The 15660-nt window shown below is 47.3% G+C and carries 14 protein-coding genes and 1 riboswitch; of the genes, 9 read left to right on the top strand and 5 right to left on the bottom strand.

What is annotated here, in order from left to right:
* The first annotated feature begins 558 nt into the window (after positions 1–558).
* Both fumA and tehB read left to right on the top strand, forming a co-directional pair.
* Positions 559–2202, top strand: a complete 1644-nt coding sequence (gene fumA / locus CWC46_RS20925) for a class I fumarate hydratase FumA (RefSeq protein WP_021014594.1) — start codon at positions 559–561, stop codon at positions 2200–2202.
* Positions 2203–2392: 190 nt separating this feature from the next.
* Positions 2393–3256 carry an SAM-dependent methyltransferase TehB gene (tehB, locus tag CWC46_RS20930; protein WP_021014593.1) on the top strand — a complete coding sequence of 288 codons (864 nt, stop codon included), beginning with the start codon at positions 2393–2395 and terminating at the stop codon, positions 3254–3256.
* Between the two features lie 62 nt (positions 3257–3318).
* Here the strand turns inward: tehB and ribB are convergent, their stop codons facing one another.
* The gene (ribB, locus tag CWC46_RS20935) at positions 3319–3972 is read right to left on the bottom strand and encodes a 3,4-dihydroxy-2-butanone-4-phosphate synthase (protein ID WP_021014592.1); all 654 of its coding nucleotides are present in this window, start codon (positions 3970–3972) and stop codon (positions 3319–3321) included.
* A 123-nt stretch (positions 3973–4095) separates the two neighbouring features.
* Positions 4096–4264: riboswitch (FMN riboswitch) on the bottom strand.
* A 158-nt stretch (positions 4265–4422) separates the two neighbouring features.
* Between ribB and ubiK the strand changes: the two genes are divergently transcribed.
* The gene (gene ubiK / locus CWC46_RS20940) at positions 4423–4704 is read left to right on the top strand and encodes a ubiquinone biosynthesis accessory factor UbiK (protein WP_021014591.1); all 282 of its coding nucleotides are present in this window, start codon (positions 4423–4425) and stop codon (positions 4702–4704) included.
* A 57-nt stretch (positions 4705–4761) separates the two neighbouring features.
* Here the strand turns inward: ubiK and yjeH are convergent, their stop codons facing one another.
* Both yjeH and zipA read right to left on the bottom strand, forming a co-directional pair.
* Positions 4762–6012, bottom strand: coding sequence for an L-methionine/branched-chain amino acid transporter (gene yjeH / locus CWC46_RS20945; protein ID WP_021014590.1), 1251 nt, complete (start codon positions 6010–6012; stop codon positions 4762–4764).
* 124 nt (positions 6013–6136) lie between these two features.
* Complete coding sequence (zipA, locus tag CWC46_RS20950; RefSeq protein ID WP_021014589.1) at positions 6137–7060, bottom strand: cell division protein ZipA; 924 nt, start codon at positions 7058–7060, stop codon at positions 6137–6139.
* A 220-nt stretch (positions 7061–7280) separates the two neighbouring features.
* Between zipA and cysZ the strand changes: the two genes are divergently transcribed.
* From cysZ to crr, 5 genes are all read left to right on the top strand, one after another.
* Complete coding sequence (cysZ, locus tag CWC46_RS20955; protein WP_021014588.1) at positions 7281–8054, top strand: sulfate transporter CysZ; 774 nt, start codon at positions 7281–7283, stop codon at positions 8052–8054.
* 146 nt (positions 8055–8200) lie between these two features.
* Entirely contained in the window at positions 8201–9169 is a 969-nt protein-coding gene (gene cysK, locus CWC46_RS20960; protein ID WP_021014587.1) for a cysteine synthase A, read from the top strand.
* 425 nt (positions 9170–9594) lie between these two features.
* On the top strand, positions 9595–9852 hold the full coding sequence (gene ptsH / locus CWC46_RS20965; protein WP_021014586.1) for a phosphocarrier protein Hpr: 258 nt from the start codon (positions 9595–9597) through the stop codon (positions 9850–9852).
* 47 nt (positions 9853–9899) lie between these two features.
* Positions 9900–11627 (top strand): phosphoenolpyruvate-protein phosphotransferase PtsI, encoded by a 1728-nt coding sequence (ptsI, locus tag CWC46_RS20970; RefSeq protein WP_021014585.1) that lies wholly within the window; start codon positions 9900–9902, stop codon positions 11625–11627.
* Positions 11628–11668: 41 nt separating this feature from the next.
* On the top strand, positions 11669–12178 hold the full coding sequence (crr, locus tag CWC46_RS20975) for a PTS glucose transporter subunit IIA (RefSeq protein ID WP_021014584.1): 510 nt from the start codon (positions 11669–11671) through the stop codon (positions 12176–12178).
* 50 nt (positions 12179–12228) lie between these two features.
* Here crr and CWC46_RS20980 read toward each other — a convergent pair whose 3' ends face one another.
* Entirely contained in the window at positions 12229–13581 is a 1353-nt protein-coding gene (locus CWC46_RS20980; protein ID WP_021014583.1) for an ATP-binding protein, read from the bottom strand.
* A complete protein-coding gene (locus CWC46_RS20985; protein ID WP_021014582.1) occupies positions 13581–14261 on the bottom strand; it encodes a response regulator transcription factor in 681 nt (226 codons plus the stop codon). Before CWC46_RS20985 ends, CWC46_RS20980 begins: the two co-directional genes overlap by 1 nt.
* Before the next feature lie 190 nt (positions 14262–14451).
* Here CWC46_RS20985 and CWC46_RS20990 point away from each other — a divergent pair, with 190 nt between their 5' ends.
* Positions 14452–15660 (top strand): efflux RND transporter periplasmic adaptor subunit, encoded by a 1209-nt coding sequence (locus CWC46_RS20990; RefSeq protein WP_037381194.1) that lies wholly within the window; start codon positions 14452–14454, stop codon positions 15658–15660.

Raw genomic sequence — 15660 nt, forward strand, 5'->3', positions numbered from 1 at the left:
GGAGTTACTCTCGCACATAGCAGTAACAACGGTTTCTTTTACGATGCATGGTTATTGCAACCCGTCAGGGAATTAATTAAACAATAAACCATATTTATTTAGTGGTTATTGAATTCATTCACCATCAATACTTTAATTAATTAAGTTAATTAACTGATTTAATGTTTATGTTGTTCATAAAAGCACATTACAGGCGCAAACCATTGCTATTTTTTCAATAAAAACATGATAGAGATTAATAATAATGTGACACAACAAAGTGGTACTAAGCGTTATAAAACCCTACTATGATAAAGCTTATTGCTTTTTTCATAACGCAAATTGAGATTGCCACGATGACGAAGACCTGCACAAGAACATAAATAAAAGTCCATACCCAATAGATTTCAAAATGCTAAAATCGTCAAAATATAGATCTATGTGAAAAATACAACAGGGTAGCAAGCCTGACTCAGGTTCATGATGGCAAAATAAGCCAGCCCATTGGGATAATCTCTAAGGAAATTAAACCTAACAGGATTAACACCTACAATTAATACAGCTGTAAGTGAGAAAACAATGCCGAATAAACCTTTTTATTACCAAGAACCGTTTCCGCTAGATAAAGATAATACTGAGTACCGTTTAATCAGTAGCGACTATGTTTCCGTCGCTCAATTTGAAAACCAGGATATCCTTAAAATCGCCCCGCAAGCACTGACACTGCTGGCACAACAGGCTTTCCATGATGTCTCCTTTATGCTTCGCCCCGCTCATCAGCAACAGGTTGCTGATATTTTGAGCGACCCCGAAGCCAGCGAAAACGACAAATATGTCGCTCTGCAATTTCTGCGTAACTCTGAAATCGCCGCCAAGGGAATTCTGCCTACCTGTCAGGATACCGGCACAGCGATTATCGTCGGCAAGAAAGGCCAGCGCGTGTGGACTGACTGTAACGATGCAGAAGCCTTGTCTCACGGTGTTTACAATACTTTTACCGAAGACAATCTGCGTTACTCACAAAATGCGGCACTGGATATGTACACAGAGATCAACACCGGCACTAACCTGCCCGCACAGATCGATCTTTACAGTACCGAAGGCGAAGAATACAAATTCCTGTTTGTTACCAAGGGTGGTGGCTCCGCAAATAAAACCTATTTGTATCAGGAAACCAGAGCATTGCTGACACCGGTAAAATTGAAAAACTTCCTGGTGGAAAAAATGCGCACACTAGGCACCGCAGCCTGTCCGCCTTATCATATCGCGTTTGTCATTGGTGGTACTTCTGCGGAAACCAACCTGAAAACAGTGAAGCTGGCATCCACCAAATATTACGATACGCTACCTACAGAGGGTAATGAGCACGGTCAGGCGTTCCGTGATGTGGCCTTAGAGCAGGAATTGTTGCAGGAAGCCCGTAATCTGGGTCTGGGAGCACAGTTTGGCGGTAAATATTTCGCCCATGACGTACGTATTATCCGGCTGCCGCGTCACGGTGCGTCCTGCCCGGTCGGTATGGGGGTTTCCTGCTCCGCAGACCGCAATATCAAAGCCAAAATCAACCGCCACGGCATCTGGCTGGAGCAGTTGGAACAAAACCCTGGGAAATATATTCCGGAACACTTGCGTCAGGCTGGTGAGGGTGAGGCTGTCCATATCGATCTCAACCGCCCAATGGCAGATATTCTAAAGACACTGTCACAATATCCGGTATCTACTCGCCTTTCTTTGAGTGGCACTATCATCGTGGCTCGTGATATCGCCCATGCCAAACTGAAAGAACTCCTGGATAATGGTGAAGCGTTGCCGCAATACGTGAAAGATCATCCGATCTACTATGCAGGCCCAGCAAAAACCCCGACCGGTTATGCTTCCGGCTCTCTTGGCCCCACTACGGCTGGACGCATGGACTCTTATGTAGATCTGCTGCAATCCCACGGTGCCAGTATGATCATGCTGGCAAAAGGTAACCGCAGCAATCAGGTTACCTACGCCTGCCATAAACACGGCGGTTTCTACCTTGGCAGCATCGGTGGCCCGGCCGCGATCCTGGCAGAAAACAGCATCAAGAGCCTGACCTGCGTGGAATACCCGGAACTGGGTATGGAAGCTATCTGGAAGATTGAAGTAGAAAACTTCCCGGCCTTTATTCTGGTGGATGATAAAGGTAATGACTTCTTCCAACTGATACCGCCAAACAAATGTAACACGTGCGACTAAATATCACCGATAGTCCAGTAAAACCCCGAGAGTGTCGGGGTTTTACTGTTTTCCCCGTCTGTTTTCCTTCTTCAGTAACAATACCAACCACAGCCAGATGCCTTAATTGATGCATTTATAATACATGTTATTGGACATACTATGACAAGGTTTATAGAATCACCTCATGACACAGAGACAAGAGGTTTTTATGCAGGCGTTGATTTGCTACAAACAGATGCCAGTGTGGAACAGTGACACGTTACCGGCAGCGTTCAGGGAAAAGCACAATACCCAGGAAGGTACCTGGGCAAGATTACATATTCTGAAAGGCAATCTGACTTTCGCACAGTTAGAAGAGAACGGCGACACTCGAGAGTTACACTATTTTTCGGTCCAACAACAACCACCTTATATTGAACCCCATCATTGGCATCGCATCGTTTCATGTTCTGATGATATGGAATGCCAACTTGGTTTTTACTGTAGCACAGAAGATTATTACCACCAGAAGTATGAGTTAAGCCGCACCCATTCAGAAGTCATTAATGCAATAGACCATATCAAACCGGGTAGAGCATTGGATTTGGGTTGTGGTCGTGGCCGTAATTCACTCTATCTGAACCTGAAAGGCTTTGAGGTAACGGCCTACGATAAGAGTGCGCAAAGCATCAGTGTGCTAAATAACATTATCACCCATGAACAGCTCAACGGGATCCATGCCACTGTACATGACATTAATCTGGCGGATATCCACGCCTCCTACGATTTTATCTTTTCCACGGTGGTATTCATGTTTCTGGATCGGGAACGTATCCCTTTTATTATCCGCAATATGCAGCAAAACACATCGGCAGGAGGTCACAATCTGATAGTGACCGTCATGTCGACAGACGATTTCCCTTGTACCATTCCGTTTTCGTTTACCTTCAAACAGGACGAGCTACGGCAATACTATACTGGATGGGAATTACTCAAATACAACGAAGACGTTGGCGAGCTGCATAAAACTGACGCTAACGGCAACCGTATCCAACTACGCTTTGCCACTTTGTTAGCGAGAAAACCGGAATAAATTCCCAGAAAAAAAGGCCGACAAGTCGGCCTCTGCTATATCGTTCAGTTCAAGTCACCAAATCAGCTTGCTTTGCGCTCCAGGACGTGACGATATTCCACCAGATCTTCAATGGTCAGCACAGGCATATCGTGTTGTTTGGCAAAAGTGATCACTTCAGGTGCGTGAGCCATGGAACCATCATCGTTAGTTAATTCACACAGCACACCAAACGGTTTCAGGCCAGCCAGTGTCATCATGTCGACAGTTGCTTCAGTGTGACCCCCACGAACCAGAACCCCACCCGGCAGAGCACGCAGCGGGAAAACATGACCAGGGTGATTCAGATCGCTGGGACGGGCATCATCGGCAATCGCGGCACGGATAGTGGTAATACGGTCAGCGGCAGACACGCCGGTGGTTACACCTTCTGCGGCTTCAATCGTCACCGTGAAGGCCGTCTGGTAATGGCTGGAGTTATGCTCCACCATCATGGGCAGTTCCAGCGCCTGACGGCGTTCTTCTGTCAAGCACAGGCACACAATGCCACTGCCATGACGGATCGTCAGTGCCATCTGTTCCACCGTCATCTTCTCCGCAGAGAAGATCATGTCACCTTCGTTTTCACGATCTTCGTCGTCCAGCACCATAACACCACGCCCTTGACGCAGAGCATCAAGCGCACGTTCAACGCGTTCAACAGGAGTACCAAATTTGGAAAGTAATGTCTGATTCATGGTAAAAAACCTCACCGTTATTATGGGTTACCAGAATCAGGGCGATCTTGAGGAGTTGCTTTTGTCACTGATTGCAACAAAAACCAATAAAATAACGCGAGCAGGCGTTAACCTGACAGAAACCGTTAATCTCTCCCATCCGGACTATAACCGTCGGCTCCGGAATTTCACCGGATCTGCTGACCTCAGGCTGCACGGGCAACCTGAGCGCTCGCGGGCTTCCAACGGATATACATCAGTATATCGCTGGTTTACCGCCGGTGGGGAATTACGCCCCGCCCTGAGAATAAGTTCGATAACTATAACGCCAATTATATTACAGAGCAATTCATAACATGGGTGTGCAGAGTGAAATTACACACGATGGCAATCACTTTTAGTTTATACAACGCCTGACACGCATTACACTTACAGACATCATTATGCCGTCAGAGAAACCAGGAAAACCTCATGATTGACCCGAAGAAAATAGAACAAATCGCCCGCCAGGTGCATGAATCCATGCCCAAAGGCATCCGGGAGCTGGGTGAAGACGTGGAGAAAAAAATCCGCCAGGTGTTACAGTCGCAACTCACCAAACTCAATTTAGTCAACCGGGAAGAGTTCGACATACAAACGCAGGTACTTTTACGCACCCGCGAAAAATTGGCGATGCTGGAGCAAAGGCTGGCTGAGCTTGAAACGAAAACAGCCGCTGAGGCTGCGGCGCAACAACCTACTGATCACGAGTAGCGCATCAGACAGAGCCATGACTAATCCGGCTCTGTCTTTTGTATACCAATAGTGGTTTTATTCTGATAGCAACGCAGTAGACTTATGCGGCAAAAACAACCACAGCGCACCGAACATTATCAGTGCGTAGAGCGACTTCCCACCAATTACGACCAACAAAGCACCACAGAGTACGCTGCCGATAGCCGCCATCACTCGCGAGCGTCCCCGTAATAAACGACATCCCGCCAGCATACAGAGCAGGTATATCAGCACAAAAATACCATTGGCATACACAATCAGCGTATCCAGCGGTAGCGCCAGCCAGTAAATCAGCACACAACACACCAGGCAGCAGAGCACCACGACAGAAAGAGCATTAACGGGAGCCTGGCCGGCGGAGAGCTTTGCCAGCGGGCTACTGCTCGGTGCCTGTGACCACACCAGACGAGAAAATCCCTGCGTATAAATGTTCACGCTGGCAAAGCAGGCGAGATAGCCCACGATACAGGCAATCCACAACGCACGCTCACCAAACAACCGTACAACGATGTCTGGTAACGATGCCGTAGCGGCCCTACCCGGGCCATAGGCGCCAAAATGCAGTACCGCGACAGTACATCCCCAGTAGACGACTCCAGCGACCAACATGCCGATCAACAATGCGCGCGGGAAATCCCGTTCCGGTGATTTGAATTCTGTTGCCAGATGAGCAAACGCCTCCAGCCCGACAAAACACCAGAACATAACCGCTAGCGCATTAAAGGTATGAGGCCATGAAATATTATCCAATGCTGGCCAGGGAATTTGTGCCGGCGTAATATCGCCCCGCCACCAGATAGCCACCACCAGGGCAACCACCAGGAATGCGATAATCGTTTGGATCGTGGCACTGGAACCGGCACTGCGTATCCCCAATAGCCAAATAACACCAAGCGTCAGTAGCTGAACCACCAACAACCCTCGCTCTCCCCACCCAAATGCCGCCTGCCAGAACCCGGCGGCAATTTGCATAGCGGCCGGCAAACCAATAGGAATAACAGACAAAAACAACCAGCCAGTCACCCGCGCCAAACGAGGGCCAAACGCCAACGTTACAAAATGCGCGGCTCCTCCAGCATTTGGGAAATGACGCCCCAGAGAAGCAAAAGCAATGGCAATAGGAAAGACAAACAGGATCAACAACGGCCAGGCCCACAAACTATCTGCATGTGATGATTGCGCCACTAATGCCGGTACAGCAAATACGCCGGTGCCCAATAGCGATGTTGACAGCAATCCGATACCCTGCACTAAACCAATTTCCTGTTTTAATCCATTCGCGCTCACAACCGACCACCCTGTATTTCTATTGTTCACCACAGCTGGAATACTCAAACACATTCATCATGGTGTAAAAGTAAAAAGCCCCCGTAAGCGGGGGCTTTTTACTTTTACATCTAAACCACAGCTATCAACTATTGGCTTTCAGTACATCACGAATTCGAGCTTTATAAGACTCAACCTTTTGCGGCGTCATCATTCGTCGTTCATCATCCAATACCACGCCGCCGACATCATCCGCAATACGCTGAGCTGACTGTAGCATCAGCTTGAAATTCTGATTGGCATCGCCGTAGGAAGGCACCATCATAAAGATTGACACGCCGGGCGTCGAAAACTCGGACATTTCATCCACACTGAAAGACCCTGGCTTCACCATATTTGCCAGACTAAACAACACCGGACCACCGCCCGCAGGATTAACGTAACGATGGAAAATGCTCATCTCACCAAACTGGAAACCTGACTGCAATACACTCTGCAACAGCACTTCACCGCCGATGATGCCACCGTGGTGGGCCGCAACATGCAACACCAGTACGACTTCTTTTGCCGCGGCATCCTCATCAGGCGTGGATTCTGCCACCGGTGCATCAAATTCAGGTTCTGAATAGGAAGTTTCAGACGGCTCTATAGACTGATCGTCATCCCTTGGCCGCTGCCGAGGCGGCACAGCACCAGAATCATGCTGGACATGAAAAACGTCCTCCGACGTGTTTTCACCCAACAGTGGATCGTAATCATCGTCAGATGCTGACATAGAACGCTGACTTGGTGGAGAAGATGGTTTGTCAGCCGCATTCTGCCCCTGAGTATTATAGCTACCCAGAGATGGTTCATTCTCCGTTCGAGTCTTCCTGACACGAACTTCACCCACACCTTCGTCAAGCTCCTCAAGCGGCGTTTCAGTACGTTCCGGCTTGATACGCTTAACGGGACGATCTCGAAAAAGGGACGAACGCTCTTTACGGCTTGTCCACAAGCCGTGCAGTAACAGTGCTATAATTGCGATCGCGCCAACAACGATTAATATCAGACGCAAGTCCTGCATCATTGCTATCCCAGTTGTTCCAATACATTGCCACCACGGCAAACCCTCATACCACTAACTCTATTTGCCTGTGTACACAAGTGCAAGTCTGGTCGGTAGTTTATGATAATAAAGATAGATAGTACGCACCTTTTTGCTGTTTTTTCATACAAAAGCGCTCTAGCCAGCAGAAAATCATCTCTATATGATGCGATAACCTGCAATTAATGGAGCGACCGACAAGATGTCTGACCTGCAATACACTGATAACAACCATAGTGGTATCTATTACTTTGTGAAAGGATGGCATTTGCTCTCTCTTCCCGGCATCCGTCGTTTTGTCATTCTTCCCATGCTGATCAATGTTCTTTTGATGAGTGGCGCTTTCTGGTGGCTGTTGCATCAGCTAGATAACTGGATACCCCGCCTCATGGCCGATATTCCACATTGGTTGCAATGGCTAAGTTATCTCATCTGGCCACTGGCTGTTATTTCTGTCTTGCTGGTTTTCAGTTACTTATTCAGCACCATCACCAATTTTATTGCCGCTCCTTTCAATGGTCTGCTGGCCGAACAGTTGGAAGCGCGCCTGACTGGAAAACCGCTGCCGGACAGCGGTATCATCAGCATCGCCAAAGATATTCCCCGCATCATGAAGCGTGAAGTTCAGAAACTGGCCTATTATTTACCTCGGGCAGTGGTATTGCTACTGCTCTATTTCATACCGGGAATCGGTCAAACACTGGCACCTGTAATTTGGTTCATGTTCAGTGCCTGGATGCTGGCAATACAATATTGTGATTATCCATTTGATAACCATAAAGTCAGTTTTCCTGTCATGCGAAGAGCACTACGGCAGCACAAGATGACCAATTTGCAGTTTGGCGCCTTGATTAGTTTGTTTACGCTCATTCCGGTACTTAACCTAGTTATCATGCCAGTTGCGGTTTGTGGCGCAACGGCGTTGTGGGTTGACCGTTATCGCCATCTGTCCAAGGCACTAAAACCACGCCGGTAATGTAATCGGTTGATATCAAGTAAATGATGAAAATATATTTCCTAAGAACATAACGATATAACGATTCCTTACTTCACTGGCCGCCATGAACAGGTATTCTCTCTGATGTTCACAAAAAATTTCATACAGTCATTAAAGGACAGGCTATGAGCAAGATCTATGAAGACAATTCTTTTACAATCGGCCATACGCCGCTGGTTCGCCTGAATCGTATCGGTAATGGGCGCATCCTGGTCAAGGTTGAATCCCGTAATCCAAGCTTCAGCGTAAAATGCCGCATCGGTGCCAATATGATTTGGGATGCGGAAAAACGTGGCGTACTGAAATCGGGTATCGAACTCGTAGAACCTACCAGTGGTAACACCGGTATTGCTTTAGCTTACGTTGCTGCTGCACGTGGCTATAAGCTGACGCTGACCATGCCGGAAACCATGAGTATTGAACGCCGCAAGTTGCTCAAGGCGCTGGGAGCCAACCTGGTACTGACTGAAGGTGCCAAAGGGATGAAAGGCGCGATCACCAAAGCAGAAGAGATCGTTGCCAGCGACCCGCAGCGTTATCTGATGCTGCAGCAGTTTAGTAACCCGGCCAACCCCGAAATTCATGAAAAAACAACTGGCCCGGAAATCTGGGAAGATACCGACGGTCAAGTGGATGTATTCATCGCTGGGGTGGGTACAGGGGGGACATTAACGGGAGTAAGCCGTTACATCAAGAACACCAAAGGTAAAGCGATTACTACTGTCGCCGTTGAACCCACTGATTCTCCGGTAATAAGCCAGGCACTGGCTGGTGAAGAAATCAAGCCGGGTCCACACAAGATTCAGGGCATCGGTGCTGGATTCATCCCAGACAATTTGGATCTGAAGCTGATTGATCGCGTAGAAAAAATCAGCAACGACGAGGCTATCCAGACAGCCCGCCGGTTGATGGAAGAGGAAGGTATTCTGGCTGGTATTTCCTCCGGCGCAGCAGTAGCTGCGGCACTTAATTTACTAAAAGAAGATGCATTTTCAAATAAAACTATCGTCGTTATTTTACCTTCTTCCGGTGAACGTTATCTGAGTACGGCCCTGTTTGCTGATCTGTTTACCGAACAGGAACTACAGCAGTAGCCCTCCACCATACGCACAAATAGTAATCAAAATGTTAAAAAAAGCACCTCGCGGGGTGCTTTTTTGCGGCAGACTTCAAACTTTCCATTACTTATGCATTGCTTTTCCGAGCCAAGTTTAGTATTTAACCGGTCAATTATTTTGATGCGTGAAATTAATATCCGTTAAGATCCTTTTTGCAAAATCGCGCTTGGTAGAGATGAAATAGTGAAAGTAAACTTCCCACACTGCCAGTGTTCGAGTAGAAAACAGGTGATTATTACTGATATTGTAATAAGGGAAACGTGAAGTTGTCTCCTTGCCGCATCCCGGCCTGCCCCTGTAACATGCTCAGGGTGCTAACCAAACAGGCTAAAGTTCAGTGAACACACTAAACTTTAGCTCCACAACACTAATTTTTAATCCAATAAGTTGGGGAAAACAGAATGTTCCAACAAGAAGTAACTATTACCGCTCCGAATGGCTTACACACGCGACCCGCCGCCCAATTTGTCAAGGAAGCCAAGGGCTTTGCTTCAGAAATCACCGTTGCTTCCAACGGAAAAAGCGCCAGCGCAAAAAGTTTGTTCAAATTACAGACACTCGGTTTAACTCAGGGTACTGTTGTTACTATTTCAGCAGAAGGTGAAGACGAACAGAAAGCTGTTGAACATCTGGTTAAACTGATGGCTGAGCTCGAATAAACGGCACGGTCTTTTTAGTGAACATCAGTATCAAGTAAGGTAAGGTTATGATTTCAGGCATATTAGTATCACCCGGTATTGCTTTTGGTAAGGCACTTTTACTGAAAGAAGATGAAATTATCATCAACCGAAAAAAAATCTCTGCAGATCAAGTAAATAAGGAAGTCGACCGTTTTCTGGAAGGCCGCGCCAAAGCGTCTAAACAGTTGGAAGTGATCAAGACCAAAGCGGCAGAAACGCTGGGTGCAGAGAAAGAAGCCATCTTCGAAGGGCATATCATGTTACTTGAAGATGAGGAATTCGAGCAGGAAATCATATCCCTGATTAAAGATGAGCACGCCTCTGCCGATGCAGCGGCGTTTTCTGTTATCGAGAACCAGGCCAAAGCGCTGGAAGAACTTGATGATGAATACCTGAAAGAACGCGCGGCGGACATGCGCGACATTGGTAAGCGTCTGCTGAAAAATATTCTCGGCATGAATATCGTTGACCTGGGCGACATCCAGGAAGAAGTGATTCTAGTCGCAACTGATCTGACGCCATCTGAAACTGCGCAGTTAAATCTGGACAAAGTGCTGGGGTTCATCACTGATATTGGCGGACGGACATCACATACCTCTATCATGGCTCGTTCACTGGAATTGCCAGCCATTGTGGGCACCACCGACGTCACCAAGCAGGTTAAAAACGGTGATTTTCTGATTCTGGATGGTGTCAACAACAAGGTTTATCAAAACCCAAGCCAAGAAACAATTGACCAGCTCAAAACGGTTCAGCAGCAATACAACACCGAAAAATATGAGCTCGCCAAACTGAAAGACCTGCCGGCCATAACACTGGATGGTCATCAGGTAGAAGTCTGTGCCAACATTGGTACAGTACGTGACGTAGCAGGTGCCGAGCGTAATGGCGCCGAAGGTGTCGGCCTGTACCGCACAGAATTTCTGTTCATGGACCGTGATACCTTCCCGACAGAAGAAGAACAGTTCCAGGCTTACAAGGCCGTGGCTGAAGCCGTAGGTGCACAAGCAGTGATTGTCCGCACCATGGATATCGGTGGCGACAAAGATTTGCCATACATGAATCTGCCAAAAGAGGAAAACCCTTTTCTCGGCTGGCGGGCTATTCGCATCTGTCTTGACCGTAAAGAAATTCTTCATGCACAGCTACGCGCCATTTTGCGTGCGTCCGCATTTGGTAAACTGCGAATCATGTTCCCGATGATCATTTCAGTCGAAGAAGTTCGTGCCCTTAAAGCCGAACTGGATATGCTGAAAGTGCAGTTGAAAGAAGAAAGTAAAGCTTATGATGAGAATATCGAAATGGGCGTAATGGTGGAAACACCGGCAGCCGCAGCCATTGCTCACCATCTGGCGAAGGAAGTTGATTTCTTTAGTATTGGGACAAACGACTTAACTCAGTATACTCTGGCTGTAGATCGCGGTAATGAGCTGATTTCCCATCTCTATAACCCGATGTCCCCAGCGGTATTAACCCTGATCAAACAGGTGATTGACGCATCTCATGCCGAAGGCAAGTGGACAGGTATGTGTGGTGAGCTCGCTGGAGACGAACGTGCTACACTACTGTTATTGGGAATGGGTCTGGATGAATTCAGCATGAGTTCTATCTCTATCCCAAGCATCAAGAAAATAATTCGTAATGCAAATTACGAAGATGCGAAGGCGCTGGCGGAACAGGCTATGACCCTACCAACTGCAGAAGAGTTAAGTAACCTGGTAAGCCGGTTCATTAAAGAAAAAACACTTTGCTGATACCACTACGCTGGCCCAATATTAATGCTTAGGAGAGAATCATGGGTTTGTTCGATAAACTGAAATCTCTGGTTTCTGATGATAAAAAAGACACTGGCAGCATTGTGATCATTGCCCCACTGTCCGGAGAAATCGTAAATATTGAAGATGTTCCTGATGTTGTTTTTGCCGAAAAAATCGTAGGTGATGGTATAGCGATTAAACCGACAGGCAACAAAATGGTGGCCCCGGTTGACGGCACCATCGGTAAAATATTCGAAACTAACCATGCTTTTTCTATCGAATCAGACAGCGGCATCGAACTCTTTGTTCACTTTGGTATTGATACCGTCGAACTGAAAGGCGAAGGTTTCAAACGCATCGCGGAAGAAGGCCAGCGGGTGAAGAAAGGCGATTTGGTGATCGAATTTGATCTGGCTCTGCTGGAAGAGAAAGCTAAATCTACCTTAACACCAGTAGTCATCTCCAATATGGATGAGATCAAAGAATTGACCAAACTGACCGGGACAGTAGTGGTCGGAGAAACACCGATAATCCGCATCAAAAAATAATACCGATTACCGATTATTATATAAATGGCGCCTGGGTGAAGGCGCCGTTTTCATTTCCAGCGTGGGATACAGACCCGAATCAGTAATCCGCCTTGTCCCCGGTTTTCTGCTTCAATCTTACCACCATGAGCCTGTATTGCCTTGCGGGCAATCGCCAGCCCTAAACCATATCCTTTACCTGATAGTGGCGAATCTATGCGTATAAACGGGTCAAAAATACTGGAAAGCTTACTTTTCTCTACACCAGGCCCCTGATCAGCCACACCGATAATCCATTCCTGCTCATCTCGTCCCAAAGTAACTGACACCAGTTGCCCAGGCGAAGAAAAACGCAGCGCATTCCTGAGAATATTGTCAATTGCGCGACGAATCAGTTCTGAAACACCAGTAACCGTATAATCATCAAATCCACCGGTGCTCAATGTAATCTCAATCCCTGGAACCTGTGCCTCATAACGGGCGTCATTCACCACCGCCGTCACCAACCCAAGTAAGTCAAAGTATTCTTCATTAGCGGCCGTGTTTTCAGTACGTGACAATGTCAACAACTCACCGATCATTTTGTCCATACGTCCAGCTTCACGCTCAATACGGTGTAATGAATTTTCCAGGTTACCTTCGTTCTGTCGTACTAATCCTATCGCCAGTTGCAAACGAGCCAGTGGTGAACGCAGCTCATGTGAAACATCGTGCAACAGTTGCTCTCTGGCACTGACCAGCACCTCCAGCCGCTCGGACATTGAGTCAAAATCACGGGCCACATCACTGATTTCATCATGACGCCGCCGCATGACGGGCAGCAATCGCACTGATAAATCGCCCTGAGCTACTCGCCCAAACCCGGCGCGCAATTGACTGAGTGGACGCGTCAGGTTCCAGGCCAACATCCAGCTAAAAATCAATCCGCCCAAGACACCAATCCATACCATTGGTGCAGGCAGATGCAGAAACTGTTGTATCTCTGGTGGTCCGGGCAAGAACTCTTTACGCCAGATCTTCGTATCAAAATAGAGCTGGTAATGCTCACCGTTTGGCCCGGTAACCTGTGTCAGGATGTTCCTCTGTGAAGATCTGAAACGATCCCAAAAACTATCGGACTCACTGTGCTTATCAATAATGGAATCTATTGGTGTGGGAAAATCTTTCGTGAAGACTTTTAAGTACCGACGCTCACTTTCAGGCCATGTGGCGACTACCGCTTTTAACCTAGGCAATCCTCCCTGTTGCAGGGCCTGAGTCGCTAACGCTATCTGTAAAGTGCTAACATGTTTTTCCACCTGAACTTCCGGTGGATCACGTCGGTCACCATAAAAAGAGAACCCCACCCACATTAGCTGAGATATAAAAATAAACGTGAACCACAGCCCCAACAGTATTTTCCAGAACAATCGCCCATACATCATTAACGTATCCGATAACCAACACTACGTACTGTTTCAATCAGCAAAGAACATCCATCCAGGGCAATGAGCTTTTGGCGAATATTACTGATATGCACATCAACACTACGATCATAGGCCTCGCGCTGGCGACCCAGACATTTTTCTGATAGCTCGTCTTTTGTTACTACACGTTCAGGAGATCGCACCAACAGTTCCAGGAGATTAAACTCAGAAGCCGTAAGATCAAACGGCTGACCACGCCACTCACTGCTACGCGTCGCTGGATTAAACACCAGATCGCCATAACTAACGATACCGGTGTTATCGGTTTTATCCGGTTTTTCTTCATAACGCCGGAACACCGCCCTCAGCCGAGCAACCAATTCTCGGGGATAACAGGGTTTCGGTACATAGTCATCCGCACCCATTTCCAGCCCAATGACCCGATCAATATTGTCACCTTTGGCTGTTAGCATAATGATTGGCAGTTGACGATTACGCCTGACATTGCGAAGGACATCAATACCGCTCATATCCGGCAGCATAATGTCCAGAATCATTGCGGCATACTGATCGGACATTGCACCTTCAATGCCCTCTTTTCCTGTCAATACCTGAGAAGCTGAGAATCCTTCCGCTCCCAGATACTCGCAAAGCATTTTTCCCAGTTCGGCATCATCATCCACCAGTAAAATTTTCATGCACTATCCCCATTATATTTTTACATTACAGAATCTATTGTCAGGCCTGGCCTTGATCTTCGCAGTCGGATTTACGGAATTCTTACTTTTCCCTTAAGGAAATACTACCTCTCACTACTGAAGTGAAGAGTAAATTATCACCTCTTGATGCCTTTCGTTTAGCAGTAATAGTGAGGAAGCTCCTGTTTTGATAAAATCGCGTTTACTTTCAGCCCGCTCGCTACTGATATTGTTGTCAGTAATAATCGTTGCGCTGCTTTTCTCCCTGTTCTTCGCCCATCAAGGTACTCCGGTACACTATATTACCACCCCGGTTGTTGTCCGCGATTTAGAGCAAACTGTATTAGCCGATGGCACCATTCAGGCACAAAAACAGGTAAGCGTAGGCGCGCAAGTTTCAGGGCAGATAAAAACATTGCGCATTACATTGGGTGATAAAGTCAAAAAAGGCCAGCTATTAGCAGAAATCGATGATCTTACCCAACAAAACTCGCTTAAAGACAGCGAAGCCGGGCTGAAAAATATTCAGGCCCAACGGTTGGCTAAGCAAGCCACGATGAGAAACGATCTACTCAGTTGGCAGCGTCAGAAAATGCTAATGAAAAAAGGCCTGGGAGTGCAGGCCGATTACGATAGCACACAGACCACGCTGGAAGCCACTCAGGCGGAAATAGCTGCACTTGATGCGCAAATCATTCAGGCCAAAATCGCGGTTAACACGGCCCAGGTTAACCTGGGATACACGAAAATCCGCTCTCCCATTGACGGCACTATCGTATCGATTCCGGTTGAAGAGGGCCAAACGGTCAATGCAGCACAGAGTACGCCCACTATTGCCAAAGTTGCCAACCTGAAGACCATGACGGTAGAAGCAAAAATATCAGAAGCTGACGTCATTAAAGTCAAACCCGGAATGCCGGTCTGGTTCACTATTTTAGGCAACCCCAAGAAACGCTATCAGGCCGTATTACGTGCAATAGAACCTGCCCCTGAATCCACCAGCACGGATAGCACATCAAGCACCAGCACGACCAGTTCAAGCAGTAGTTCATCCTCCAGCACTGCCATTTACTATTACGGTCTGTTTGATATTGATAATCCAGGGGAAGTCCTTAGGATTTCCATGACGGCACAGGTCTATATTCTGTTGTCATCGGTAAAAAACGCGCTGGTTGTACCGGTTACCGCATTAAGCACGATGGACGGTAAGGATGTGGTTCAGGTCGTTGGCCCCTCAGGGAAAATATCAGCGAGAGAAGTAAAGACCGGGGTTAGCGATAATGTCTATGTGCAGTTGGTGTCAGGTGTTAAAGCCGGTGAAGAAGTGATTGTCAGTCAGCAAAGCAATAGTGGGACAACCACCACACAGCAACGTCCCGGCCCACCGATGGGATTCTGA

The organism is Prodigiosinella confusarubida, from assembly GCF_002847015.1.
GTDB classification, from domain to species: domain Bacteria; phylum Pseudomonadota; class Gammaproteobacteria; order Enterobacterales; family Enterobacteriaceae; genus Prodigiosinella; species Prodigiosinella aquatilis.

Bases quoted from the DNA above. Each gene is read 5' to 3' on its own strand.
- cysK (WP_021014587.1), top strand. From the start codon at position 8,201: ATGAGCAAGATCTATGAAGACAATTCTTTTACAATCGGCCATACGCCG.
- cysZ (WP_021014588.1), top strand. From the start codon at position 7,281: ATGTCTGACCTGCAATACACTGATAACAACCATAGTGGTATCTATTAC.
- CWC46_RS20985 (WP_021014582.1), bottom strand. From the start codon at position 14,261: ATGAAAATTTTACTGGTGGATGATGATGCCGAACTGGGAAAAATGCTT.
- tehB (WP_021014593.1), top strand. From the start codon at position 2,393: ATGCAGGCGTTGATTTGCTACAAACAGATGCCAGTGTGGAACAGTGAC.
- CWC46_RS20980 (WP_021014583.1), bottom strand. From the start codon at position 13,581: ATGATGTATGGGCGATTGTTCTGGAAAATACTGTTGGGGCTGTGGTTC.
- zipA (WP_021014589.1), bottom strand. From the start codon at position 7,060: ATGATGCAGGACTTGCGTCTGATATTAATCGTTGTTGGCGCGATCGCA.
- crr (WP_021014584.1), top strand. From the start codon at position 11,669: ATGGGTTTGTTCGATAAACTGAAATCTCTGGTTTCTGATGATAAAAAA.
- ubiK (WP_021014591.1), top strand. From the start codon at position 4,423: ATGATTGACCCGAAGAAAATAGAACAAATCGCCCGCCAGGTGCATGAA.
- ptsH (WP_021014586.1), top strand. From the start codon at position 9,595: ATGTTCCAACAAGAAGTAACTATTACCGCTCCGAATGGCTTACACACG.
- ribB (WP_021014592.1), bottom strand. From the start codon at position 3,972: ATGAATCAGACATTACTTTCCAAATTTGGTACTCCTGTTGAACGCGTT.
- fumA (WP_021014594.1), top strand. From the start codon at position 559: ATGCCGAATAAACCTTTTTATTACCAAGAACCGTTTCCGCTAGATAAA.
- ptsI (WP_021014585.1), top strand. From the start codon at position 9,900: ATGATTTCAGGCATATTAGTATCACCCGGTATTGCTTTTGGTAAGGCA.